29 protein-coding genes and 1 pseudogene are annotated in these 26,598 nt (G+C 31.5%); 21 read left to right on the top strand and 9 right to left on the bottom strand.

Annotation, left to right across the window (positions count from 1 at the left end; all coding sequences use genetic code 11):
• Nucleotides 1–404: 404 nt before the first annotated feature.
• Nucleotides 405–1,124, top strand: coding sequence for a DUF4184 family protein (locus JMI89_RS03705; RefSeq protein WP_255562845.1), 720 nt, complete (start codon nt 405–407; stop codon nt 1,122–1,124).
• Between the two features lie 36 nt (nt 1,125–1,160).
• Here JMI89_RS03705 and gmhB read toward each other — a convergent pair whose 3' ends face one another.
• Nucleotides 1,161–1,697 (bottom strand): D-glycero-beta-D-manno-heptose 1,7-bisphosphate 7-phosphatase, encoded by a 537-nt coding sequence (gene gmhB / locus JMI89_RS03700; RefSeq protein WP_220679373.1) that lies wholly within the window; start codon nt 1,695–1,697, stop codon nt 1,161–1,163.
• A 115-nt stretch (nt 1,698–1,812) separates the two neighbouring features.
• Between gmhB and metN the strand changes: the two genes are divergently transcribed.
• The 6 genes from metN to JMI89_RS03670 all read left to right on the top strand — a co-directional run bounded on the left by metN (nt 1,813) and on the right by JMI89_RS03670 (nt 7,913).
• Entirely contained in the window at nt 1,813–2,844 is a 1,032-nt protein-coding gene (gene metN, locus JMI89_RS03695) for a methionine ABC transporter ATP-binding protein MetN (protein ID WP_187754215.1), read from the top strand.
• Nucleotides 2,845–2,956: 112 nt separating this feature from the next.
• Nucleotides 2,957–3,616, top strand: coding sequence for a methionine ABC transporter permease MetI (locus JMI89_RS03690; protein WP_187754217.1), 660 nt, complete (start codon nt 2,957–2,959; stop codon nt 3,614–3,616).
• A 20-nt stretch (nt 3,617–3,636) separates the two neighbouring features.
• A complete protein-coding gene (locus JMI89_RS03685) occupies nt 3,637–4,518 on the top strand; it encodes a MetQ/NlpA family ABC transporter substrate-binding protein (protein ID WP_187754214.1) in 882 nt (293 codons plus the stop codon).
• Nucleotides 4,519–4,617: 99 nt separating this feature from the next.
• Nucleotides 4,618–5,313: a tRNA (N6-threonylcarbamoyladenosine(37)-N6)-methyltransferase TrmO gene (gene tsaA / locus JMI89_RS03680; protein WP_220679371.1), complete on the top strand. Its 696-nt coding sequence runs from the start codon at nt 4,618–4,620 to the stop codon at nt 5,311–5,313.
• Nucleotides 5,314–5,404: 91 nt separating this feature from the next.
• Nucleotides 5,405–6,745 (top strand): histidine-type phosphatase, encoded by a 1,341-nt coding sequence (locus JMI89_RS03675; RefSeq protein ID WP_220679370.1) that lies wholly within the window; start codon nt 5,405–5,407, stop codon nt 6,743–6,745.
• 478 nt (nt 6,746–7,223) lie between these two features.
• Complete coding sequence (locus JMI89_RS03670; protein WP_187754211.1) at nt 7,224–7,913, top strand: winged helix-turn-helix domain-containing protein; 690 nt, start codon at nt 7,224–7,226, stop codon at nt 7,911–7,913.
• 346 nt (nt 7,914–8,259) lie between these two features.
• Here the strand turns inward: JMI89_RS03670 and JMI89_RS03665 are convergent, their stop codons facing one another.
• The 7 genes from JMI89_RS03665 to JMI89_RS03635 all read right to left on the bottom strand — a co-directional run bounded on the left by JMI89_RS03665 (nt 8,260) and on the right by JMI89_RS03635 (nt 15,651).
• Nucleotides 8,260–8,919, bottom strand: a complete 660-nt coding sequence (locus JMI89_RS03665) for an HAD-IA family hydrolase (RefSeq protein WP_220679369.1) — start codon at nt 8,917–8,919, stop codon at nt 8,260–8,262.
• Between the two features lie 447 nt (nt 8,920–9,366).
• The gene (gene tal / locus JMI89_RS03660) at nt 9,367–10,317 is read right to left on the bottom strand and encodes a transaldolase (protein WP_220679368.1); all 951 of its coding nucleotides are present in this window, start codon (nt 10,315–10,317) and stop codon (nt 9,367–9,369) included.
• A 252-nt stretch (nt 10,318–10,569) separates the two neighbouring features.
• Nucleotides 10,570–11,841: a class II D-tagatose-bisphosphate aldolase non-catalytic subunit gene (locus tag JMI89_RS03655; RefSeq protein ID WP_187754208.1), complete on the bottom strand. Its 1,272-nt coding sequence runs from the start codon at nt 11,839–11,841 to the stop codon at nt 10,570–10,572.
• Nucleotides 11,842–11,860: 19 nt separating this feature from the next.
• The gene (locus JMI89_RS03650) at nt 11,861–12,916 is read right to left on the bottom strand and encodes a PTS fructose transporter subunit IIC (protein ID WP_187754207.1); all 1,056 of its coding nucleotides are present in this window, start codon (nt 12,914–12,916) and stop codon (nt 11,861–11,863) included.
• Between the two features lie 17 nt (nt 12,917–12,933).
• Nucleotides 12,934–13,248 carry a PTS fructose transporter subunit IIB gene (locus tag JMI89_RS03645; RefSeq protein ID WP_187754206.1) on the bottom strand — a complete coding sequence of 105 codons (315 nt, stop codon included), beginning with the start codon at nt 13,246–13,248 and terminating at the stop codon, nt 12,934–12,936.
• Nucleotides 13,249–13,259: 11 nt separating this feature from the next.
• Nucleotides 13,260–13,739 carry a fructose PTS transporter subunit IIA gene (locus tag JMI89_RS03640; protein ID WP_220679367.1) on the bottom strand — a complete coding sequence of 160 codons (480 nt, stop codon included), beginning with the start codon at nt 13,737–13,739 and terminating at the stop codon, nt 13,260–13,262.
• 1 nt (nt 13,740) lies between these two features.
• The gene (locus tag JMI89_RS03635) at nt 13,741–15,651 is read right to left on the bottom strand and encodes a BglG family transcription antiterminator (RefSeq protein WP_220679366.1); all 1,911 of its coding nucleotides are present in this window, start codon (nt 15,649–15,651) and stop codon (nt 13,741–13,743) included.
• A gap of 281 nt (nt 15,652–15,932) precedes the next feature.
• Here JMI89_RS03635 and JMI89_RS11865 point away from each other — a divergent pair, with 281 nt between their 5' ends.
• The 14 genes from JMI89_RS11865 to JMI89_RS03570 all read left to right on the top strand — a co-directional run bounded on the left by JMI89_RS11865 (nt 15,933) and on the right by JMI89_RS03570 (nt 26,430).
• Nucleotides 15,933–16,061, top strand: a complete 129-nt coding sequence (locus tag JMI89_RS11865) for a hypothetical protein (RefSeq protein ID WP_255562844.1) — start codon at nt 15,933–15,935, stop codon at nt 16,059–16,061.
• Between the two features lie 18 nt (nt 16,062–16,079).
• The gene (locus tag JMI89_RS11965; RefSeq protein WP_220679365.1) at nt 16,080–16,484 is read left to right on the top strand and encodes a M15 family metallopeptidase; all 405 of its coding nucleotides are present in this window, start codon (nt 16,080–16,082) and stop codon (nt 16,482–16,484) included.
• A gap of 45 nt (nt 16,485–16,529) precedes the next feature.
• The gene (locus JMI89_RS03625) at nt 16,530–17,135 is read left to right on the top strand and encodes a hypothetical protein (protein WP_187754202.1); all 606 of its coding nucleotides are present in this window, start codon (nt 16,530–16,532) and stop codon (nt 17,133–17,135) included.
• 160 nt (nt 17,136–17,295) lie between these two features.
• Nucleotides 17,296–17,586, top strand: a complete 291-nt coding sequence (locus tag JMI89_RS03620; protein ID WP_220679364.1) for a hypothetical protein — start codon at nt 17,296–17,298, stop codon at nt 17,584–17,586.
• On the top strand, nt 17,549–18,154 hold the full coding sequence (locus tag JMI89_RS03615; protein ID WP_220679363.1) for a hypothetical protein: 606 nt from the start codon (nt 17,549–17,551) through the stop codon (nt 18,152–18,154). Before JMI89_RS03620 ends, JMI89_RS03615 begins: the two co-directional genes overlap by 38 nt.
• 414 nt (nt 18,155–18,568) lie before the next feature.
• The gene (locus JMI89_RS03610) at nt 18,569–19,174 is read left to right on the top strand and encodes a hypothetical protein (protein ID WP_220679362.1); all 606 of its coding nucleotides are present in this window, start codon (nt 18,569–18,571) and stop codon (nt 19,172–19,174) included.
• A 399-nt stretch (nt 19,175–19,573) separates the two neighbouring features.
• Nucleotides 19,574–20,116 (top strand): hypothetical protein, encoded by a 543-nt coding sequence (locus JMI89_RS03605; RefSeq protein ID WP_220679361.1) that lies wholly within the window; start codon nt 19,574–19,576, stop codon nt 20,114–20,116.
• A 174-nt stretch (nt 20,117–20,290) separates the two neighbouring features.
• Nucleotides 20,291–20,848: a hypothetical protein gene (locus JMI89_RS03600; protein WP_220679360.1), complete on the top strand. Its 558-nt coding sequence runs from the start codon at nt 20,291–20,293 to the stop codon at nt 20,846–20,848.
• A 2-nt stretch (nt 20,849–20,850) separates the two neighbouring features.
• Nucleotides 20,851–21,441: a hypothetical protein gene (locus JMI89_RS03595; protein ID WP_187754196.1), complete on the top strand. Its 591-nt coding sequence runs from the start codon at nt 20,851–20,853 to the stop codon at nt 21,439–21,441.
• Nucleotides 21,442–21,586: 145 nt separating this feature from the next.
• On the top strand, nt 21,587–22,192 hold the full coding sequence (locus JMI89_RS03590) for a hypothetical protein (protein WP_187754195.1): 606 nt from the start codon (nt 21,587–21,589) through the stop codon (nt 22,190–22,192).
• A 3-nt stretch (nt 22,193–22,195) separates the two neighbouring features.
• Nucleotides 22,196–23,185 carry a hypothetical protein gene (locus JMI89_RS03585; protein ID WP_220679359.1) on the top strand — a complete coding sequence of 330 codons (990 nt, stop codon included), beginning with the start codon at nt 22,196–22,198 and terminating at the stop codon, nt 23,183–23,185.
• 96 nt (nt 23,186–23,281) lie between these two features.
• Entirely contained in the window at nt 23,282–24,022 is a 741-nt protein-coding gene (locus JMI89_RS03580) for a peptidoglycan-binding protein (protein ID WP_220679358.1), read from the top strand.
• A 584-nt stretch (nt 24,023–24,606) separates the two neighbouring features.
• Entirely contained in the window at nt 24,607–26,082 is a 1,476-nt protein-coding gene (locus JMI89_RS03575) for a hypothetical protein (RefSeq protein ID WP_220679357.1), read from the top strand.
• 147 nt (nt 26,083–26,229) lie between these two features.
• Nucleotides 26,230–26,430, top strand: a complete 201-nt coding sequence (locus JMI89_RS03570) for a hypothetical protein (protein WP_220679356.1) — start codon at nt 26,230–26,232, stop codon at nt 26,428–26,430.
• A 20-nt stretch (nt 26,431–26,450) separates the two neighbouring features.
• Here the strand turns inward: JMI89_RS03570 and JMI89_RS03565 are convergent.
• Nucleotides 26,451–26,588: pseudogene (locus tag JMI89_RS03565) on the bottom strand (DUF2813 domain-containing protein); the annotation flags it as partial.
• Nucleotides 26,589–26,598 lie beyond the last annotated feature (10 nt).

The raw sequence follows: 26,598 nt of genomic DNA, 5'->3' as shown, positions 1-26,598 counted from the left end.
CACACAGATTGTCTGTTTTTACTTTTTAAAGAGCTAACAGTTTACCTTCTAGGTTTACTGTCTCAAGGGTTGCGTATGTTACGCTTACCTTACTTTATTGTCAAGTAACTTTTTTAATTTTATTTATATTCTTAAAACAAACTAAAAAATCTTTACTTCACAATTTACCTTGATGAAACATTTAATCATTGCGAATCATCATCGGTTAGTGGGTCGGCATTATAAGAGCAAAAATAAATCATGCAAGCGATTATTGAAATTTTATTTCTGTTTGTGCTTTTTTTACCCATGCCGTATTGAAAATAAACTAATCCTATACAAATTTTACAAACTTTTCTTTAATTTACTATTGATTATATAATCGTTACTTTTCTTTTCAGTCTAACTTTTTAAGTGGATTTTTTATGCCTTTCACTTTTGCACATCCAGCAATTGTTTTACCTTTTTACAAAAAGCCTAAATTTTTTTCCATGACAACCTTAATTATAGGTAGTATGTCACCTGACTTTGAATATTTTCTTAGAATGAAAATAAAAAGTGATATGAGCCATACTTTATCAGGTATCTTTTATTTTGACCTACCAATAACATTAACGGTTGCTTTTATCTTTCACTTTATTATTCGTAATGAATTGATTAAGAATTTGCCTCATTTTCTTTATAAACGATTTGCTCATTATTTAAATTTTAATTGGAGTGAATATTGCTACCATCATTGGTTTATAGTCATAACTTCTGCATTAATTGGCGCACTGTCTCATTTAGGTTGGGATAGTTTTACTCACTTGACTGGCTTTTTTGTACAACACCTTCCTTTTTTACAACAGACTCTCTCATTAAAAAATACAGATATTCCTATCTACCAATTACTCCAACATGGAAGTACTTTGATAGGATTGAGTTTAATATGCCTCTTTATTCTCAAATTACCGATCTTGGTTGATAAGACAAATAAAATTAGCTTTCTATATTGGGGGGCAGTATTTTTGATTTTTTTAAGTTGTTTTTCTCTTTTTTTCGCCAATACTATTCATACCTTTGGTCAAAGTGTGGTGAACTTTATTAATGCACTATTTTTGGGGTTAATATTATCACCTCTTATCGTGAGAATTATACGACATTAATTTTAAATGCCGTATAACGATAGTATTTTTAGAAAATTATGACTCTGCTTTTATTTTATTGGGTAAATCAGCCAAGCTATCGATTACCCAATCAGCTTGCGCTAATGCTTCTTCAGTAATGGCATCACCGGTTTTCACCAAAACCGTTTTTTTAACTCCGGCCTTTTTCCCCGACAATAAATCAGACACTCGGTCACCGACCATATAAGAGTTGGCAATATCAATTTTTAACTCTTTCGCTGCTGTTTGTATCATACCGGGATTTGGTTTTCGGCATTCACAGTCATCAACCAGAGGATCATGTGGGCAATAATAAACACCATCAATGTCAACACCTCGGTCTTGTAATGACCAATCCATCCACTCAGTTAAGGTATTAAATTGCTCTTCAGTAAATTTATTTCTTGCAATACCTGATTGGTTAGTCGTGATAACCAACAAAAAACCCATGTTTTTTAATTCTTTTAATGCATCAACTACCCCATCAATAAAATGGAAATCATCAATTTTATGCACATAATTATAGTCAATATTTATTGTTCCATCACGATCCAAAAAAATAGCTGGCTTCATTATTTTTACTCTATTGTGGAAATTATCTTAATCAAGATCATTAGCATAATAGTTATTGACTTAGATGTCTAGACGTCTTAACATTCTGAAACTAACATCCATTATTTAGAATTTTATGATCAAACTCGAAAATATTTCTAAAACGTTTATTCATAATAAACAACCAATATATGCGCTAAAAGATATTAACTTACATGTCCCTGCCGGACAAATATTTGGCGTTATTGGTAAATCAGGTGCAGGAAAAAGCACACTAATTCGATGTGTTAATTTACTGGAGCGACCAACTTCCGGTAAAGTGATCGTTGACAATCAAGATATAACCACATTATCAAACAGAATGTTAATACAAACTCGTCGAAAAATTAGTATGATTTTTCAACACTTTAACTTGTTATCATCAAGAACGGTTTTCGAAAACATTGCTTTACCCTTAGAATTTATTGGTTTACCCAAGAAAAAGATCACACCTAAGGTCAATCAACTTCTTGAATTAGTTGGATTACAAGATAAATGGAATGTTTATCCAGCTAATCTGTCTGGTGGACAAAAACAACGTGTAGCGATTGCCAGAGCTTTGGCAAACGATCCTAAAGTTTTATTATGTGATGAAGCAACCAGTGCTTTGGATCCCGAAACTACTCGTTCTATTTTGGAATTACTAAAAGATATCAACCAAAAGTTAGGTTTAACAATTCTGCTAATTACTCATGAAATGGATGTTGTTAAACAGATCTGTGATCAAGTGGCCGTAATTAGTCAAGGTGAATTAGTTGAACAATCTACCGTAGGTGAAATCTTTTCGCATCCTAAAAATGAAGTCACACAACAATTTATTCAATCGACTTTACATTTGGATATTCCTGACGACTATCTACAAAAATTATCACCAATACCTCAAGATGGTTTATATCCTCTACTACGTCTTAAATTTGCCGGCGTATCGGTTGATACGCCATGCTTATCGCAAGCAGCTAAAGAGTTTAATATTGATAATAATATTATCAGTGCGCAAATGGATTATGCTGGTGGTATTAAGTTTGGCATTATGCTAACGGAAATGATTGGTAACTCGCAAAATACACAAAATGCAATTAAATTTTTACAAACCAATAATATTACTGTAGAGGTTCTTGGATATGTTTGATTTTATTCCCTCTTTTAAACCATTTGAAACCTTGATCCGTCATTTATCCGGTTATGATTTTTGGTCAAACTTTGTCAACCTCTGTGCACAGTTTGATGGCTTTAATGAAAAAATGATTTTTAAAATCGCTCAAGAAACCGATAATACTATTTATATGACAGTATTATCCGGATTATGGGGCACAATTATTGGTCTCCCTTTAGGTATTTTACTTTATACCACGCGCAAAAATCAGATTTTAGAGTGCCAAATTGCTTCGGGATTATTGTCGTTTTTTACCAATTTATTACGTTCAATTCCCTTTATTATTTTATTGTTTTGGATTATTCCATTTACGACTTTCATTATGCTTATTATGACTGGTCAAGGAGTATTCTTAGGTCGACAAGCGGCTATTGTGCCACTGAGTATTGGTGTTGCGCCGCTTATTGCACGTATGATTGAAAATGCCCTATTAGATATCCAAACTGGTTTGATTGAGGCTGCTCGCTCTATGGGAGCAACACCATTGCAAATCATCCGCAAAGTGTTATTACCCGAAGCAATGCCAGTTATTATCAATAGCTTAACCATTACGCTAATTACATTAAATGGCTATGTTGCAATGGTTGGTGCGATAGGATCGGGTGGATTGGGAGAATTAGCACGCTATTATGGTCTGTATAGCTATAAACCTGCAATCATGAATACTGTACTTATCATATTGATTCTTATCGTTTTTACAATACAATTTATTGGTAATATGATTGTTAAACGCGTTACACACCACTAACATTAGAAAAGGAATAGATTATGCTATTAAAAAAACTTGCCATTGTAACAGCCCTTGCTAGCAGTGTATTACTCACGGCATGTGATAATAAAAAATCAGTTGATGCTTCGATAAAACCAACGGTTTTAAAAGTCGGCGTGGTTTCTGGTCCAGATCAAGAAGTTGCCGAAGCCACTAAAGAACAAGCTAAAAAATTATATAATTTAGATGTGGAATTAGTGATTTTTAATGATTATGTAATTCCTAATCAAGCTTTAGATAGTAAACAAATTGATATTAATGATTTTCAGCACCAACCTTTCTTAGATCAACAAATTGAGGAAAGAGGTTATAAATTAGTCTCAGTGGGTAAAACATTTGTCCACCCAATTGCCGCTTATACCCATAAACTTAAACCTATTACAGACGTAGTAAATCACGAAGAGGGTATGATTGTAACTTCACCTCGTGGTGAATCTTACTTAATTAAACCTTATTCAACCGTTGCAATTCCAAATGATCCGACTAATTTAGGTCGAGCGTTATTATTGTTACAAAAACAAGGATTAATCACAGTAAATCCTGATAAAGGATTATTCCCTGCGGTTGTTGATATTACTGACAATCCTTATCATTTAAACATTCTAGAAATTGAAGCACCATTATTACCACGTTCACTGGATGATGCGCAGGTTGATTTTGCGATTATCAATAACGCATTTGCAGGGCAAATTAATTTAACTGCTAATCATGATGGTATTTTTGTAGAAGATAAGGATTCCCCATATGTCAATATTATCGTTGCTCGTGAAGACAACAAAGATGATCCAAACATTGTTAAATATATCAATGCACGACATAGTGATGCTGCGGTACAAAAAGCGAATGAAGTGTTTAATGGTAGTGCTGTGAAAGGTTGGTAATTACTATTTTATACAAAAAAACTATATGATAATTAAGGGATGATACAATATTAAATCCTTTAATTATCTTCTCCATTTTTCAAGCTATCAAACATCATTATGATTGATCTTAAAACTATTGGCATCATACGTTCACCCTATAAAGAAAAGTTTGGTGTACCCCGACAACCCAATTTAGTTCCATTAGCCAGAGGTGAACTTCATCTCATTACGCCTTTTAATCATCCTGATTGTATAAGAGGTTTAGAAAAGTTTTCACATTTATGGTTGCTCTTCATATTCTCTGGTACCGCTCAACAAGGTTGGCATAATACCGTCAGACCACCCAGACTTGGCGGGAATGAACGCGTTGGTGTTTTTGCAAGCCGCTCAACTTTTAGACCAAATCCTATTGGTCTTTCGGCGGTTGAATTGCATGATATTGTTATACATAAGGAACAAATCATTTTAAAATTAGGTAGTGTTGATCTGATTGATCAAACTCCTATCATTGATATAAAACCTTATATCCCATATAGTGATAGCTACCCCGATGCCCAAGCAAGCTATGCCGTAGAGAAACCAGATTGTGGATTGACGGTCGAATTTAGTCCACAAGTGGAACGGGAACTTGTCAATCAGCTTGAACTACGCAATTTAATTATTCAGGTCATCGCTCAAGATCCTAGACCCGCCTATAAAAAAAATAAATCGGGGAAACAAGAGTTTGGTATCAAGCTATATCATTTTAATATTCGTTGGCAAGTTGAAAATAATCATGCTGTTGTGCTTAATGTGGAAAAAATAATAGGTTAACCGGATATCGACTCAAAAGGATAAATTTAGGATAACGTATTGTTATTATTATGATATATTATTCATTATTAAATGATGACATGGTATTATGATGAAATACTATATCGCGAGCTTACTTTTATTAAGCGCATTTTTTAGTTTTGCTGAACAGTCAATTTCTGGTTCAAAATCTAGCTATCACTATAGTACTATACCGACATTAACTGCCGCACCTCCAGGCTATCAACCATTTTATATCAATCACATTGGCCGGCATGGGGCACGCTATATCAGTAAATCTAAATACGAAACCATCATACAACAAATTTTACAATTAGCAGAACAACAACAATTAACGATTCTAGGCAGGGATTTACTGACACAATTAAATAAAATTATTGCCTTAAACCACAATCAATATGGCAAATTAACTGAACTAGGGAAAGATGATCTCAAACAAATCGCTAGTCGAATGTTACATCATTATCCAACTATCTTTCATGGCAACCATATTGCCACAATGTCGACAACTTCTCAGCGCACCATAGATAGTGCTCGAGCATTTTTATCCCCCTTTGAAGCATTATATGCTAATCTGGAAATTCAACAGCAGCCCGAACATAATCAAACATTACTCCGTTTTTTTGATTATTCCCCCGCTTACACAAAATATAAAAACAGCCACCAGCTAAAACAACAAATCCATACACTTGAACAAACAGATTTAACAAAATTTTTCAGTCAACATATTATTCACCGCATTTTTACGCCATCATTTATTTCAAAATTGAACAATGGAATAAAAATGACTGATGAAACTATCATTACAAGTACCGATTTTGTAATAGCATTATTCAATATTTTTCAGGAAACATTCTCTTTCACACCAGAAATACTTCATTCGAATCAAATTAACTTTGATAATTATTTTACTCCACTAGAAAAAGAGTGGTTTACAACGGTAGTAACAGCCAAAAACTATTTACAAATCGGTCCAGCCTTTGACAACAATGGTATACAAATCAAAATTGCCGCACCGCTACTTCTTGAAATAATAAGATCGTCTGATCACGCAATTCATTCTAATGATACCGATGCCAATTTTCGTTTTGCTCATGCTGAAACACTTTCACCTTTAGCCACACTAATGGAATTAGAAGGTACTTTTCAAATCACTGATACTATAGAAAATTATCCACATTTCTGGCACGCTGAACAAATTATCCCGATGGGAGCCAATATACAATTGATATTCTATCAAAGTACTGATATCACTCAACCACTGTTAGTTAAAGTGTTATTGAACGAAAGAGAAATCCATCTACCGGTTGAGACGACTCGCTATCCCTATTACCAATGGACTGATGTTAAACAATTCTATATTAATAAGCTAAATCATTTAGGTTTAACAGAAGAGGAAGATATAAAACATTGGCTTTTGAATTTAAATTAACTTAATCATTTCTTAATTATTTTAACTTCCTGCCAAGCTCAATATATGTGATGCCATATTAGATCTTAAAAAATTGGTGGATAGGTATGATTTCTTATCATGATTATGATAGCTTAACTAGCCATTTTATTTAGAATTTTTATTTAATAGTAAATTTATTGCGAAATTTGTAATAAATATGTCATATAAAAGTAATTTGAAAAAGCATATGATGTCATTAGTTAACGATAAAAATAATTAAAATATCAGAGAGTCTTATATGGAAAAGGTGTCAAATTCACTATCTAATAAATTATTTTGTTAAATACTTAGGTAAGTAAATCTGCTACATAATTCAACATAATATCGCGTTTTTGTAAATGATTACTCGATATGTTTTTCCAATCAAACGAGTAAACGGTTTCAATTAATTTAAGTTGTTTGGCAAAGATTGAATTATGGATTCTTAGTAAAAATATCACTTTAAAGAAGCTAATTAATGTCTATAAATATACTTATCATTAGTAATTCAAATAAAGTTGAAAAACTGATCGGTCTGTTAAATCAATCAGGCTATAACCATATTGATTCTGCTCATAATGGATTAGATGGTCTCGAACTGCTATTAACTAAACAATTTGATATTATTATTTTAGATATCCTTCTTCCAAAAATGAACGGTTGGGATGTGTTGCAAACTATCCGTTATAGCCATAAACAAGTCCCTATTCTATTACTTTCAGATAAAAATCAAGTTGAGTGGCATATCCGAGCTCTAGAAGCTGGTGCGGATGATTATCTTGCCAGACCTTTTTCTTTTCAAGAAATATTAGCCCGAATAAAAGCCCTTATAAGGCGTAATCAGCATCATCGAATTGAAGAGGATGAAATATATGTCATTGATGATTTGCAGTTAAATTGGCGACGCCATTATGTTGTTCGAGGCAATAAAACGATTCACCTGACGGCTAAAGAGTTTTCATTATTAGCATTAATGATGCAGCATATCGGTGAACCTCTATCCAGAACATTTATTACTTCCCATGTTTGGGACATTAATTTCGACAATCAAACTAACTTAGTCGATGTGGCAATTAAAAGATTAAGAAATAAAATTGACCAAGGTTTTAAAAGAAAACTAATTCACTCAATACGTGGCATGGGTTATGTTTTAGAACTAAGAAAATGATACATCGCAGCAATTTTTTAACGTAAGCTGATTTAGCAGTCTTTTTTTATTTTGAATTTTCGCCCACGCTCTATGACAATAAAATATTGTGAATTAAATATCATATTTATCATCATTGATGAATAAATTTCTTGTTAAAAATATTATGTCGATGATTGAATTTATTTTCACTACATGTATAAAATTGATATTAAAAAATAGAAAATTAACCACTAAATTAACTAGTGGCTAGTTTTATTGATAGACAATGCAACACTATCAGATTAGCGCGTAATAAGTTACCTTAATATATTCTAAACACCTTTCAATGAGGCCATTCTTACGCATTAATATCATTTACGATTATTTAGATTGTAAAACTTAATCTATAAAAATCTTGTTCATGCGTTATGGTAATTTTATCCAGTGAATTTACCAGATATACTGAATTGGGTACGTTATTGACAAAGCCATTAACCGCCAACACTTGTGCACCGCTATTTATACCAGCTTGGATGCCTGCTTCAGCATCTTCGAAAACAACACATTGTTGAATAGGTATATCAATTTTTGTTGCTGCTAATAAATAACCATCGGGACTAGGTTTACCATTTGTGACATCTTCAGCGCAAACGGTAATTTTAGGAATAGGTAATTGGGCCGCTTTCATTCTTTCTAGTGCTATTTCTCTACTTGCTGAAGTGACTAACACCCAATCATTAGGGTCAATTAAGTCTAATAGTTCTTTTGCTCCAGTCATAGCTTTAACAAGTTTTAAAGATTGCGGTAAGAGCTCTTCACGCTCGAGAAATTTGGCTTCTTGCATAGCAAAATCATTATTACCTAGAAAATGAGTAGCAGTATCAATAGATTGCCGACCATGTGCATAATCAATAACCTTTTGTAATTCGAGATTATGTTTTTCAGAAAATTTTCTAAGTACATTTTCGACAACAGGTCTTGAATCAACTAATGTACCATCCATATCAAAAAGGAATGCTTTTGTTTTAATTTCATGTATTGCCATATTATTTAATTCCATATGTGTAGTTAATAATAAATTACTATTATGAGTCATATGAATTATAAAGCCACAATGAAGATTATGCTATTTCTATAGTGTTAACCAAGCTTGTCAAAATGGAATTTATCATTTAAATAATGACTAAAATGCGCTAACCAACTGCTAGGTTAAGCCGCTTCTCTATGTTCATAGAGCAAACAGCAGAATTTTTGATCCATAATTAAAGCCACTCTTATGATTAAATTTGTCACATCATTTCCAATCAAATAACCTTTTAACGTACTCATTTAGTTAATATCATGGTAGCAACTTCTGTTTTTTTGTGAGGATCAGATAGTTCGTAAAAATAATTGCGGTAATATTTGCTTTTTTATATAACAAAAGTCCACAAATAATATTTTTAACGAGCTAAAAAGCTATCTCAACAAGATAGCTTTGTATACAAATAATTTATAGCCGGTTAGCTAACATAGCTTCGAGTTTACCTTGATCAATAGCAAACACGCGTATACCTTCAGCTAACTTTTCAACAGCCATTGCATCAGAATTATGTTGCCATCTAAACTCTGATTCACTCATTAAGTTTGGCCTAGTTACAACAGGTTGATTGGCAGATAATTTACAGCTTACCGAGGCGGTCGATTTTTTCATTGTTGCTAGAAAATCGGGGGCAATAGTTAAACGATCACATCCAGTTAATGCCAATATTTGTTCGATTTTACGGAAGCTAGCTCCCATGACAATCGTTTTATAACCATGTTGTTTATAGTAGTTATAAATATTACGAACAGAAACAACACCGGGATCTTGATCGACAATATAAGGATCGATTATTTCTTTTGCTTGATACCAATCATAAATGCGCCCAACAAAAGGAGAGATCAAAAACACCCCTGCTTCAGCACATGCCCGAGCTTGTGCAAATGAAAACAAAAGCGTTAAATTACAGTTTATTCCTTCTTTTTCAAGATATTCTGCTGCTTTAATCCCTTCCCAAGTTGCAGCTATTTTGATCAAAATTCGTGATTTATCAATACCCTTTTCTTGGTAAAGCTTGATAATTTTATGTGCTTTATCAATACTACCTTGTTTATCGAAAGATAGTCGGGCGTCGACTTCGGTTGAAATACGGCCGGGAATAATTTTCAGAATTTCAACCCCAATATTAACAGCAACTTGATCGCTAGCATTAAGTAATTGCGCTTGTTTACTACCACCTTTAGTTTTAGCTGTTTCGATTGCCAAATCAATTAAAGATTGGTATTGTGATAATTGTGCAGCTTTTAGTATTAGAGAAGGATTAGTTGTCGCATCTTCCGGTGCAAATTGTTTAATTGAATCGATATCACCGGTATCGGCTACCACAACTGTGAAATGTTTAAACTCATCTAATTGACTCATATTACATGTCCTACAATTTAAGAGCGACAAAGGTGTATTTCAGATAACACTCATATTGTTTTGGGGTAAGCTACTTTTGCTATACACTAAAACAAGTTATATCTGATCATTACTTAGACTCTATGAATGATATCTGTAATAGTGTTTTACACTTGAATAGGCAAAAGTCCCCCTTTTGCCTATCCTCAAAAAATAAGCAATCTATTGTTGATTTAGCTTTTAGAATTTATTACAGATATTTATTTATATAATTTATGCCAAAACACGTTTAATTCGTGTTGTGACGCCTTTTAAATGATAAGACTCTGCATAATCTCGAATAGGTCTTTTGATATAATCAATGACATATCGTTGACCATCAATATTATTCTTTTTCAAATTACGATACATTTTTTCTATTTCTTGCTTAACTTTATCTTCATTAAACGTATAGTGACCCGCTATATCCAGTATTTCTTCAGATAAAGTTGAATCATTGGTTATTTGGGCAATAGTTAAATTTTTCTGCTCACCCACCATCCATTTACGCCAACGTTCACACTTAATGGCATGTTCTAATAATACGTCCCTTACTGCAGATACATTTTCAATTAAACCTTGTTCTTTCAAACGTTTTTCTACTTTAGCTAAATTCAAATAAGCTCGCGTTTCCTGTGTACCATATTGTGGCGCCACATTCGATGCAACAATATTTGAAGGGATATGTTCCAATAATGTCACATCATCAAAATAATCACCATTGTGTTCTTTTAACCCTACACCGTACTGTTTTGCCATCTCTGCTAAGCTATATGCATTTTTAAAGTTAAATTTACCAATTTGCTCTGTTTTACGCGTCAAAGTGCCAGTTTGACCTACAATAAAAGTTGGCATAGGTAAGTTACGTTTTCCTAGTTCAACTTTGAGTTTCAAAATAAATTTTTCGTAAGTATCTGTTGAGGTTAATCCTCCGTTGGTTTCTTCAGTCCCGACTTCATAACCAATTTCAGGTAGGTTTCTGGCAATTCTTTGTTGCTCACAAAATTCAATGAGGTCTACAGTGCGTTCCAAGACAGTATCTAAAGGGATTACTTTTCCCACTTCTATTGGATCTTTTGTTGGATCTATCATTAAGAGATCAAAGCCTGCTTCAATGTCAGCAACATACGATTTTTTACCTAATTTCATCGCCTCTTCTATGGGCAAATGATCATTTCGTTCTTTATCACGTTGCCATGGACCACCATGATCACGACAGATATAGCATAAATTATCATAGCCAATTGCCCTTTGAACATCTTTTACCGCTTGCACAAAAGTAAACTGGTTCCAATTATTGACATATCCACCACCTAACTCATCGGCATCAACCTGGTTACGACTAGCAATAAACATTATCGGATAATCATCTTCTTTAGATAACTCCAACGCAGCTTGTACACAATTTTTAGACATAGGACCAATACCTAAAATAACAGCGCTTTCCCCTGTATTTTGTAATTCTAATAGACCATGAACTACTTTTTTGATGGATAATTTATTCATTTTATTTCTCCAATTAATGTTAGACGTTACTATCAGCTTGATCGATATTTGGTTTAGTGAAATGTAGAATTAACACCGATATTGCCACACCAATAAACATTGAAAGTGCGTACCAAAGCTTGCCATTTACGGCTGGTAAAACAATTAAACCACCGTGTGGTACCAAGGTTTCAACATTATTCATCATGCCTAACGCACCACCAATTGCACTACCAATCATAATTGCAGGTAATACGCGCTTCATGTCTCTAGCTGCAAAAGGTATTGCTCCTTCGGTAATACCGATTAACCCCATAAAGAAAGCAGGAAGTCCTAAATCACGTTCTTCGCTACTATATTTTTTCTTATCAATAAATACAGATACCCCCATGGCTAACGGTGGAATAGCAACGGCAATGCGATGTGCGCCATTTGGACCATACACACCTTCAGCCATTAAAAAAAGAGTAAATGCGGTTGCTGTTTTGTTTATTGGTCCCCCCATATCAATCGCAGTCATAGCACCAATAACCAGACCTAATAAAATGGCACTACTACCTTGTAAGCTGCTTAGGAAACTAACTAACCAATTCATTGCAACACCAATCGGATAGGCAATCACATAAATATAGAACATGCCTAATACAAAAATAACGAAAATCGGGATAATCAAAATTGGCATTATGGTTCTGATTGTTGCGGGAACCTTCCACGTTTTACACCAACAAACAAAGTAACCAGCAGCCACACCTAATATCATTGCACCTAAAAATCCGGTTTTTATTGCTTCACTACCTACTGGGGTGTTTGCTAAATAACCGAGTATCATTCCCGGTACAATCCCTGGTTTGCCAGCTAAAGAATAGGCAATATAACCAGATAACAACGGAATCATCATAGTGAAACCAATCGCACCAAGATCGTTCAAATTTTTCATAAATTGATTGGTTATTTGCATTCCTGAATCACCGGCCTCCCCGGTTGATAGGGCTATAGCTAAAAAAATCCCTCCAACAACAACCGCAGGTAACATAAATGAAACACCGGTATTAAATGCTTTTTGAATATCTTTTAATATCAGATTAGCTTTTGACATATACCGCCTCCTTGGATTTATAATTTTTCTGCTTCATCAATAAATTTACTCGGATCTTTTATGACTAAACTAGGATTGGCTTCGATAACTTTTCCGTTATCCCGTTTTTCATCAAACCGTTCTTCACCATCAATGCCAATACCTACGGCCAATATAACAACATCAGCTTCTTCAATGTCAGATTGTGTTAATTCGTTCTCGATGCCCATACTCCCTTGTGTTTCAACCTTGACTTGATAACCACGTTTTTTACATTCGCGTTCAATCGCTTCTTGTGACATATAGGTATGAGCGATCCCAGTTGGGCATGCGGTTACAGCAACAATTTTCATGACAATTACTCCTATTTTGCGGATAAATTTTTATTAAGCGATGCTAATAGTGAATAGATTTCATCGACCTGATTCAATTGCGCTAATTGTTCGCGAAATGAATCGTGTAATAATTTTTTGCTTAATTGAGATATCACTTTTAAATGAATGTTTCCTTGATTTTCAGCGGGTACGCCGATCAAAAAAACCATATTGACTGCTTCATTATCTTGTGTTGACCAAACGAAAGGCTCTAAGGTGCGTAAAAACCCGATAAAAGGTTGTTGTACTGCCTGACTTTTACCATGCGGCATTGCAATTTGATACCCGACTGCGGTTGATACCATTGCTTCACGTTCTAATACCTTACTTAAAAATTCTTCTTGCTGAGTAATTATCTTTACTTGTACAGCTTTCGTTGTCAGAAAATATAAGGCATTTTCCTTAGAACTAATTCTTTCGTTCAAAAAAATCATATCATTTCGAATTACTCTGTTGGCTGACATATTCATCTCAAGCACCTTTTAAATAATGGATAAAAGTTTGATTATTTGATATTTCACATAATTGATTTATAACAGATTTATTTTTTACTAACGAATACACCTCAGCTAAGATTTTCTTTAAATTTTTGGTGTCTTTTTCGGCAATACACACAATAATGATCATCTTGACTAAATGTTCATTCCACTTAATCGCTTTGAAATTGGTAACCATGATTATTTGGGTCTGTTTAACGAATTTAGGATTGCCATGAGGAATAGCCACTCCAGTTGGTAAGTCAGTTCCACCTAAAGCTTCGCGATTAATCATGCCTTGAACAAACTCAGGTTGAATGATTTGCTGAGCAATTAATTTTTCACCAATGCAATTTATCAACTCTTCTTTTGAGTTATAATTTTGATTTAAATAAATAAAATCTTTATTCAGATAATTGTTAAGATAAAAAAAGGTTAATTCACCTTCTTGAATATGATCATTTAATACCAGCTGCTCACCATAAATATTCCAGATATTCCGGATATCTTGTTCGCTTAATAGTGGCGAAACGACAATGACTTTAATACAATCAAGCGATAAATTAATTGTAGATATGATTAAATCAACATTCGCAAGTGTTTCATTATTTAATTCACTCACCGAGGCGACTTCTATTGTAGTTAATGATGGTAATACCCTGATAATTCGATTGACTAAAAGTTCAGTTGTTGCAATACCATTTTGACAAACCACCAAAATTTTCTTGCCATGTTTGACCCGCTCAATGGCTGCCTGAAAATGAATTGTTAAAAAACCGATTTCATCACTATTGAATGTTATACCCAATTCATCTTCACATTCGCTAGCAATAATCCATATTAAATTAAATAAAACAGAAAAATCATGTTTAACTTGTGTTGCAAAAGGATTATTAATTTTAATCCCTTCTCTTAATCGATATAGCATCGGCGGAATATGCTGTATCAAATAATCACGTAATTTATAATCTTTGCTAAAATCAATGTATAGCGAAGCGCCTACGCTCGAAATAATTTTATCAACCAGTGTAATATCACATTGATTAGAAGCACATATGTCAATTCGATTGGATAGCAGACACTTTGATAAATAATTGATATCACCATCACTAAAAGAAAAATTGAGTCTTGATGATATTTTTTTTAATAAATTTTTTGCACTATTTTTGAATAATTGAACATTATCATTTATCGTAATATTCTCATCAATGTGGTGATTATTTTTTGCCCGATAGACCATAATAACCAACATATTCAATACATTAAATATATAATGTTCAGCAATAAAATTGCTATCTAAACGTACGTATGCATACAAAACACGAAAACAGGTTTTAACATTTTGTTCACCATAATAATGAGTTAATGTCATTAATTTTGCATTACCATCATCTAAAATATCCAAGCTGGCTTCATAAATGAAAAAATTGAAGATTAAATAAGCATTTTGAATGTCGATTTCGGAACCGAATAAGCGAGTTCCTGCAGCATCACTTATCAGTTGTAGTCTATTTTTGGAAGTTAACAATTTTTTCACAAATTTAAGATCGTGTTCAATGGAAGACTTGCTGACGGAAAATAATGTTGACAAATATTCAAACGTAACGGTTTTTCCCTCAAGCAACATTAGTTCAATAATTTTTTTTCGTCGATTAAATTTGGATAAGGTCAGGGTTCTAACTTTGGAGCCAGAACTGGCTTTGTGAGTCTTTTTTACCGCTATACCAATGCCTGGTTTTTTATCTAAAACATAACCTTGTTTTAATAAGCTATTACCAATTTGTACTAAATCAGAATGGACTGTGCGTTGTGAAATATTGAGTTCTTGAGCATAATACTTTACAGTTTTGTATCCATTTTGTTTAATTAGCAACCTAGCTAAACACGCTTGCCTTTGCGTTAGCATATGATGCCTCCTTGTTCAAAACCAAAACTATGGTTTGATTATAGTTAGCTAGCATATTTTTTATATCACAAAGATCTTCAATAAATTGTTGCAATAAAAATGCTACTCATAGAAATACCACATATTGATTTTTTAATAATAAATTACTAAATCAGAGTTTATCCAATAATCAGCAGTTAAGTTATTTAAAGAATAAAAAACAGCGATGAGTCAGAACTGAAGATGCTTAAAACTATTTGGGGTATATAATAGAAGATAGCGAGAGTACTTTGGTAAAAGAAGTGGTAAAAGTTTTAGCTAAGCAAAACGGACAGGCAGAACAAAGTAACGCGATCACTGAAAAGGTTAAAACACCAGCCACCTCAACTCAACGAACCGAAACTTCATCAACGCCTACCATCTTTAGCTAAAACGTTAGGGAGTGGTTTATGCATCCATTTGTAATGGTGGGTTATTTTAATATCGAAGTGAAAAAAACTGAAACGTGGGACAAAGTAACAAACTCAAGGATAGCGTTATTACATCCGCAAATTCGTCAAAAAGCGGTGAATTTCATCAATGAAGTTGAAAAAGAATTCGATATACAGATAAGAGTTACAACTTGGCTTAGAACTATTGAAGAACAAAATAGGCTTTATGAGCAAGGTAGAACTACATCAGGTTTTATAGTGACTTGGGTTATAGGGGAATATAGTTATCATAACTATGGACTAGTAATAGATGTTATAGAAATGATTTTTCTTGAAGAGGCTATTGGAAAAAGCAAAAAGATTATCCTCTTTGGCATCTGTTTAATGGTTGTGTATCTATTGTTGATTATGAAAAATATCTAGAAATACATGATTATTTAGTTAAACATAGAGGAAAAGGAAAAAATAATGATGATATTGTCGCACTTTTGGAAGTTATTAAGTAAATTTTTATTTATTTGTTTTTTTAGCTGCAGTGCAAGTCAAGCTATTGCTAAGAGTTTTCATGACTGTGATTTGAATTGGATGGTAGAGCATCCTATTGAAGAATGCACAGATTTATATGAAAAGAAAATTTCATCATTGACGGCAACGCAAAAGCAATATTTTGAAGATGAGTTTAAAAGAATTGTAGATGACAAAAGGACAGTACCTGTATGGGTTATAGCTGAGGAGCTTTCTTATCTTTTTAAGGATTATCCAACATCAAAAGTACTGTTTATTAAATTACAAATAGATGAAAAAGTTAGCAGGACAAATGAATATGATAGTAAACAAATAAATTGGGATGATCCAACATGTTCGGATTGTTTATATTACTCCTTTATGCTTAAACAATTTAAAATTTTATCTTCTATGCTAGAAAAAAAAGGCATATTAGATACCAAAGAAAAAAACATGTTGCTTATTAGTAAACAACGTATTGAGTGCTTAACTGATATTATTGATTATCTGAGTAATAATCTGGACAAATCAATTGAACGAAAAACCATTATCGATAAATGCTATAATTAATAGTTTTTCTTTATACACCTAACAGTAAGTAACCTGATAAATATATTATGCTAAGTGGAGATATATTTTAAATCAGGTTTGTTACTAAAGGGTGTATTGTCACAAAATCTCAATTAAAAAATGAAAACACTAACAAAAAAAAGATGGTAATTATATAGAGATGGCGACTTTACCGCTAAAAACAGGTTTAACAGCAAGTCAATATAAACCAAGTTTACATGTTGAATGTTTTACTTGTGAAGATTTGCCGACGTTCATCACCCAAACGCCGGCAGATGCAGGTAAAATTCCTTCTGAAGAAGGATTTATTCATATTTGGCATCTGTTTAATGGTTGTGTATCTATTGTTGATTATGAAAAATATCCAGAATCACATGATTATCTAGTTAAACATAGAGGAAAAGGAAAGAATAATGATAATATTGTCGCATTTATGGAAGTTATTAAGTAAATTTTTATTGATCTGTTTTTTTAGCTGCAGTGCAAGTCAAGCTCTTGCTAAGAGTTTTCATGACTGTGATTTGAATTTTACGGTAGAGCATCCTATTGAAGAATGCACAGATTTATATGAAAAGAAAATTTCATCATTGACGGCAACGCAAAAGCAATATTTTGAAGATGAGTTTAAAAGAATTGTAGATGACAAAAGGACAGTACCTGTATGGGGTATATATGAGGAGCTTGCTTATCTTTTTAAGGATTATCCAACATCAAAAGTACTGTTTACTAAATTACAATTAAGTGAAAAAGTTAGCAAGACATATAAATATGATAGTACCCAAATAAATTGGGATGATCCAGTATGTTCGGATTGTTACTATTACCCTTTTATGCTTAAACAATACAAAATTTTATCTTCTATGCTAGAAAAAAAAGGCATATTAGAAACCAAAGAAAAAAACATGTTGCTTATTAGTAAACAACGTATTGAGTGCTTAACTGATATTATTGATTATCTGAGTAATAATCTGGGCAAATCAATTGAACAAAAAACCATTATCGATAAATGCTATAATTAACAATTTTTCTTTATACACCTAACAGTAAGTAACCTGATAAATATATTATGTTAAGTGATGATATATTTTAAGTCAGGTTTGTTACTAAAGGGTGTATTGTCACAAAATCTCAATTAAAAAATAAAAACACTGATACACCAAAAAATGCTAATGATATAGATATGGCGACTTTACCGCTAAAAACTGGTTTATTAACAAGTTAATTTAAAACATGTCTACACGTGGAATGTTTTACTTGTAAAAATTAGCCGAAATTCATCACCCAAACGCCGGCAGATGCAGGTAAAATTCCTTCTGAAGAAGGATTTATTCATATTTGGCATCTGTTTAATGGTTGTGTATCTATTGTTGATTATGAAAAATATCTAGAAATACATGATTATCTAGTTAAACATAGAGGAAAAGGAAAAAATAATGATAATATTGTCGCACTTTTGGAAGTTAATAAGTAAATTTTTATTGATCTGTTTTTTTAGCTGCATTGCAAGTCAAGCTCTTGCTAAGAGTTTTCATGACTGTGATTTGAATTGGATGGTAGAGCATCCTATTGAAGAATGCACAGATTTATATGAAAAGAAAATTTCATCATTGACGGCAACGCAAAAGCAATATTTTGAAGATGAGTTTAAAAGAATTGTAGATGACAAAAGGACAGTACCTGTATGGGTTATAGCTGAGGAGCTTGCTTATCTTTTTAAGGATTATCCAACATCAAAAGTACTGTTTATTCAATTACAAATAGATGAAAAAGTTAGCAGGACATATGAATATGATAGTAAACAAATAAATTGGGATGATCCAGTATGTTCGGATTGTTTCAATTACCCCTTTATGCTTAAACAATACAAAATTTTATCTTCTATGCTAGAAAAAAAAGGCATATTAGAAACCAAAGAAAAAAACATGTTGCTTATTAGTAAACAACGTATTGAGTGCTTAACTGATATTATTGATTATCTGAGTAATAATCTGGACAAATCAATTGAACGAAAAACCATTATCGATAAATGCTATAATTAACAATTTTTCTTTATATATCTAACAGTAAGTAGCCCGATAAATATATTATGCTAAGTAGAGATATATTTTAAATCAGGTTTTTTACTAATAGGTGCATTGTCACAAAATTTCAATTAAAAAATGAAAATACTGACACACAAAAAGATAAAGACGGTGATGAAACGAGACGTGATGCTTTTCTGAGTAAAATAGAACTGAGCGAACAAGAATCAACAAAACAAGGATTAGAGCAACAAAATAGCTGTGGTAGGATGATGTAGCCAAAGGTTTAACAAAACGAAGCTAAACCAACAGACAAAACATTGGGGATATAACAAATCAAAAATTCTATTTGCTATCAATAAATATTCATGGACACCAATTTTAAAAGGCAACCCTCACGGTAAATAAGGATATTATATGAAACAATTAATTTTATTATTATTGATATTACCTAATTTATTATTAGCACAGGAAATATATGAAAATTCTTCTAATCAAGAATATTTATCTTTAGGAAGTACAGAAAATGGTAAGCGAAATTTTTTAAATCTTAAAAATAAAAAAATAGATTGGATAAGCCTGTCAGAATTACAGCAAATGCAACAAATAGATATATTATCACCGCATATTTTTTGGGATAAAGTCAAACAAAATTCTATAGGGTTTCATGCGAGTGGTTATGAACCTTTTTGGAATGCCATAATAAGTAAGAATAAATTGCAATTTAGGCTTAATAAAGAAGAAAACGTTAAAATTTCTATAGATATAAAATCTTCTGCTATAACAAATAATTTTGTGACAATCTTCCATTCTAATAATGGTATTTATGGTTTAATTCGTAGTCTTCCTAATGGAACTTTTTGCGAAGCAAATCTTGATGAACCTGCTTCAATCTATGAAATTTTTATCGACTATAAAGGTGAAATATTTGAGGGTTGTGCACATTTAGATAAATTATGAAAGTTAATACACCTAATCTGTTTTATATCGATTCATCTCAAAGCTTGGTTTATTTACCCCGGCGCAATGGTTGATTATTTTCCTGGAGCGGGAATTGTGACTTATCATATCTAGCATGATAAGAATAAAAAAATACATGAGTTAGGTATTTTTACTGTTTATGTGACTAAGGCTATGGCGAGAGGAAATATTCCGCAAGAACATGACGTGGAATTAATTAATGTTAAGGAATTTGAAAATGGATACATTTCATCTGATGGTAGTGTTAAAGCAAAATTTGCAACATTTAATAGTGATCATAATAGATGGTATCTAAATCCTAATTGTTTTGCTGGTTTGCTCGGCGCTATGTTAGAACTAAATGCTGATTATTTAGGCTTTAACGGATTTAGCACTCATGACGCTAAATCTGTAGAGAGCAAATCTCATATAAATGGGATTGCAGGAGATCTAAGGTATATATCAGAAAAAAGAAATGGTGAGCTAACATGGCTATCTTATTCAACTTTTGATTTTGATGAGCAAGAAAAATTTAATACTGCATTATATAAATTTGGTTGGGCTAGAACGTCGTTAATGTATTCGGAATATTTTACGTATAAGAAACAATCAAATACTTTACTTAAATATACAAAACATATGAAAAAAGATCCGCCAAATGGATATAGACATCATCATCATTTACATATATGTGGTTTTGATTTTAACTTAATTATCAATGTACAGGATTAAAAATGATCAGATTTCAATTTTTCTATATATGTATTTTATTAGTCTCGTTCTTTTCTTTTGCAGAAGATAAAAATCTTAATAATATCCTTTATGAATTTAAAGGATATTCAAAAAAAACCTCTTCCTATCATTCTTTGAAAGACTTTTTTGCGGATAATAATCAAATATATGATGAAAAAAATCCATTGAATGCGCTTTTTGATCCCAATACACCTTTATTAAGCATGGTTGAGCATAGAAAACCTTACACAGGTGAAGCTATATTATTTAAAAAGCTTCCGCTTGATAACAAGCTAAATGTGTACCTTTTTGCTTATTGGGATCGTAATGATCAAGATTCATATTATAACCTTCCATCTCTTGAATTACAGATTTTTGATAAGAGTAATCAACTGATTAGTAAAATGATTGTTGTGGATGGTGCACAAGCAGAGTGCTCAATCAATAAAAGAACACGTATTTATAAAAATAAGAAATTTGAAATAATAGAATCAGAATATTGCATTGATATAGAAACAGACAAGCTTATGACTGAACAACATAAGGTAAGTTATTATTTAATTGATAATATGGGTAATATTAATTTTGAATAACGATTGTGACAAAGTTTAAATTAGACTAACCAAAGACATTTTCTTTATCGCCTTTATTTTACTATATTAAATAATATTCTAATAAAAAATACAATATTAATTAAGATATTGTATTAAGCATGAATAACATTGAGGAAATTTAATAATGAAATATATTCAAAGATTTATCATAATCTGTCTATTATCATTATTTAATGTAAATATTGCATTGTCAGAAAATTTTAAGAGTGATTTACCTTACTATCATAAAATTAAATTACCCTATTCTTCCAATCAGTTAAAAAAATATTATTATTGGGGAGAATATGGCTTATATCTTTCCCCTAATATGCCATTTCCATTAAGATTTACCAATAAAGAATTTTCATTTAAACCAAAATTATTTGAATATCTTACTAAAACAACTTTTTATTTTCCTCATGGCTATTTTTATTATAAGGACATTTTATATAAAGGCATTATTCAAATGGCTATAGGTGAAAATGATGAAAAAGTTTTTACTTTTCAATTATATAGTTATGGTAATAATGGAAATTTGATTGATGCTATACTTTTGTACAAAATTCAAAATGGCGAAATATCCTATTGGAATGATTTTGTAATAAAGCCTGATGGTAAAATATTAATAAAACAACATCAACAACAAAATCTATTTGAGCTAGATGAAAATCCAAAAGATAAAAAAATTTATACCAAAGAAAAGAAATATCAAATGAGTTCTTCAGGCTTTTTTAACACAATAAAGGATTAAGTAATGAAAAATTTATTGTTTATCCAAATAGTTTTATTTTTTGTCAGTTTTTGTTGTTATGGAGAGGAAATTAATGTTATTGAGAACTATAAAGGTAAATCTTTTCTTAACGCGATAGATATCACTAAACTAACAAAAGATTGCGAAAAGAACGATAATTTTTGGCATATTTCAAATACTGAACGAGAAGAAATACTTGAGCGTTGTCCAATTAATCAAATGGCTTCATATTTTGATAATTTATATGACATTATTAGAAATAATATTGTTATATATGATGTTGATGATTTAAAGCTTACTATTAATAAAAAAATCTATAATAAAACCGTTAATAATAAAATATATCCAGTTAAAGAGCTTAACTTATCTCTCAGTCATGAAGGAAACCTTGAAGATAAAATTATATTGGCAAATAGTTCTTATGATGTTGAAGGTTATTATTGGTTAAGTAATCAATACTATTATATATCACCTAATATGGATGTTTATGTATTATTGGCAAAAGATGTCGAAACCAGTGTAAAACCAATATTTTGGAAACATTACCAAATAGATAAAAAAAGCTTACAGTTTCAACTTATAGCATTATTAATTGACGAAGGTTATAAATATCAAATTATTTATCCTGATCAATTTAAAATTCTCGAAGGTTCGCTTGAAACATCAAAATATCAAATTAATAAACTAAAAACTTGTTATCAAGAAGAATACTCAACTAGTTGTAGTATAGAATCTTATCGTTACTATCATAATATTTTATCTCAAAAATTGAATTTTCTTAAAACTAAAAATCCTCATGCTAACGAGTTCATGGAAATAATAGATAAAGAAATCAATATGGTGTGTTTAACTTCACAACCTCCAAATTATCAGGATGAAACGAAGAATTTTACCTATAAGATTACCAAATGTTTAACAGAACAACTACATCAAAAAATAGAGGACATAGATCAAAAATTGGCGGAATATTATCCTCACCAAAATATTAAATAGTAATAACTTCTACAATTTTGATCGTTTAGTAATACTGTTTTACTAGTGCTGGACAGCAGAGCGTATAGGGCATCTGTTAGTTAAATATGAAAGTGAATGTATGCCGAACTAAATACTGAAGGTAAACGACCGGAATGGGAAGAGTTAAACAGTGAAATGACAGATGATGCGGAAAACTATTTGGGTTATATAAAAAACGGTGATGAAGCAAAACGTGATGCATATGTTAGTAAGTTAGACGCAAGCCAACAAGAATCAACAAAACAAAGCTTAGAGCAACAAAGAAAAGATTATCAAAGTTTTCTGAAAGATGATAAAGCGGAGTCTAAAAAGAAATTAATCATATGGGAAAACGCCAAAGAAAAAGCGACAAAAATGCTTAGGTGGGACGGTGTAGCCAAAGGTTTAACTAAGCAAAGTCAAAAGACAAAACAAAGCGACACTGAAAAAGATAAGGCAGAAGACAGCTCAAAACAACAAGCAGAAACTTCATCAACGCCAGCCACCTTGAGTCAAAATGGTCGGGTGTGGTTTATGCATCCTATATCTATGATAAATTATTTCTCTGATAATAAGATTCTTTTCCAAAAAGGCGATAAAGATGAAATAATTCGAGAAATCAATATCCGCCTTGCCGGTTTTGGTGGCAATGTCCCGACTGATGAGTTTACGGAAAGAACGAAAAACATGATCAAACAGTTTCAACGTGACTATATGAAAGTTGAAGAAACGGGTGTTGTTGATATGCAAGTAATTGAATCGATTGATGCGTTTCAAGAGGAATACCCAATAGAAACATATTTTGCTCAAGCTAAGTGTAAATATAACTTTTACTAATCTAAAAGTAGCCAATTGTGAGGGATTTGGTCTAAATAAAACCAATAATGGAAGAACAGGTAATAATTATGCGTCAGGAATTGAATATCCAAGCTTACATAGAACTTTGTTTGCGTATTAAGAAGCATTATGTTTTATATTGATTCAGATGAAAGATATCAACATTTGACAGTTTATATCGTATCTTCTGGTTAAAGATGTTGGAGGGATAATAATTATCATAACCGAGTAAGTACTAATCATATGGGTAAAGCGCTCGATATCCATATAATTAAAAAAAAACGAAATCTGAACACACCAAAGATGAAAAGATAGTTTGTTATGATTTAGTTAGAGATATTTTGACGGAAAAAACAAATGCGGAGAATAAATATAGATGGTTTTATTCTAATGGCATTGCTTTAGAAAATAGTTATACAAGATATTAAGGACGTGATAATAAAAGTCTAGCGAGCAATTGGGTTCATTATGATGTTCGCGTGTTTGAGAGTAAATTTTTAGAAAATCAGTTTTTGTGAAAACAGAAAAAAATGCCAATAGTAAATATTTAAAAGAGTTGGTTAAAAATTAGAGGAACTAATAATATGCATGGGTTTTATCTTTCTTTAATTAAAAAGAATATAATGTTAATAAGAATTATATGTTTATTATATGTTTTTTTTAATTTTTCTAATGTTCATGCTAAAGATATTGAGCAACCTTACTGGATTTTAGATCAATATGTTGAAAATTATAACCAAATGAACAAAAATAATTATGATTTTGATTATTTAAACGATTTGAGAGTTAAATTAGTTAATAACATCATTTATATTAATAATAATCAATATAATGTTATTGTACGCCAAACATCTGATATATCACAATTACTCACAAAAGAGCTAATAGAAAACCCAATCATAAATGAATTTATTTTACCAACAGGGAATATCAATTATTTACAATTCGAGGATGTGTTAGATATTAATTTAGCTAAATTATTATTACCAAAGGGCAGATTGATTTTAGGCAAAGAAAAGTTGTTATTTATAAATGAATCTTTAGTTGCTTCTTTTTTAAAACCTAAAGACAAAAATTCATTTCTAACATTAGCTAATAAATTTCCTGCATTAGATCTACCAATCAATTCTCAAAGCTCAACAGATTTTATTAAGGATGAGAATTATCACAATTATCCTCAAAATATATCACGAAGTTATCTACACTATTTAAAATTATTTGATAACAATAGGTTATATGAACAGTTAAATAATTATTTAACTAATTTAAATGGAATAAAATTACCAAAAATAAATAATGTAATAGATACAATCTTAATCATTGGCACTCAAGAGAATGAAGAGAAAATAGTTTATCTTTACCTTTTCTCAGAACAATTTAATTTTTCCGATAAAATTATATTGTCTTCTCAAATTGGTATGACAAGACATAATCCTGCAACAGGTGATTTACCAATCGGATTTATTTATTACAATATTGATAAAAACTATTTTATTGAACGTCGCCAACGTTTTGAAGATGAAACAATAGAAGTACAACATTTTCAAGTGACTAAAGAAGGGAAGTTTCAAGAATTACCTGTCACTTCAAATTGTTACAGTGAATTAGCGGTTAAAGATAACAAAATACATTCAACAAAAAGCCTTTTACTAACTAGTAAACAAGCAAATAATTATATGCGCTTTGAAAGCAACATATTCAATGAGCTTTATGATATTACACTAACCTTAAATCCTGCTGATAAAAAGCTTTGTGTCAATTATCAACAAGCCTATTCATTTACCTTTGGTAAAGCGAAATCAAAACAGTTATTTGGTGATGAAAAACTTTATCAACAGCAAGTCGAAAATTTTAAAAAATTTAATATAGATATTAGTAACGAGTTGGAATATATCACATTTGACAATATCGACAAATCGCCATTAGCTAAATATCTACTAAATAGAAATAAAGCGATTTATATGAACGAAATGCTCTTTATTGTGGGTGAAGATTATCTTGCAGCCTACAGACAACCTACTGCAAGTGAATTAACTGATCAAGAAATGGATTATGATTGATGTAAAAATAATAATGCATCAGATCTTTATCTAATAAAACACGATTTTGTTGAAATTTTGGCTGTGATTTGGGATAAAAACCGACATTATGAATGTCTGGTTAAAGGTGAGTAAATCAAAAAAAATGGCTTCATTGTTCAGCTATTGATGCTTGTCTTTATTGAAAAAAAGCAAACTGAGATAGTGCAAGCCAGTAATTTAGATATAAATAGTGCATATTTCTATCGACGCGATTACCATTTATGTTCAGTGATTTTAACAAGAAGAAAGGTTAACGCTGGTGATACCGATAATGCTAAAGGAATTAGTACCCCTTACTTACATGTTAAATCGCTATCGACAATTTGATAAAATTAGTTATCGAGTGATAACAACTTTAAAGCGCTAATTAAGCGCGATCTTCCCCACCGATTTTCACCAATAAGCACACTCGATTCCGGATTAAATGTTAAAGATAACTGACTTATTCCTCTAAATCCGGTAATCTCAATTTGTTCAATAAACATAGGATTTCCT

The sequence above is a fragment of the Frischella sp. Ac48 genome (assembly GCF_019641635.1).
Lineage (GTDB): Bacteria > Pseudomonadota > Gammaproteobacteria > Enterobacterales > Orbaceae > Frischella > Frischella japonica.
The sequence above is the reverse complement of the archived record's forward strand: the minus strand, read 5'-3'. Positions and strand labels throughout refer to the sequence as shown.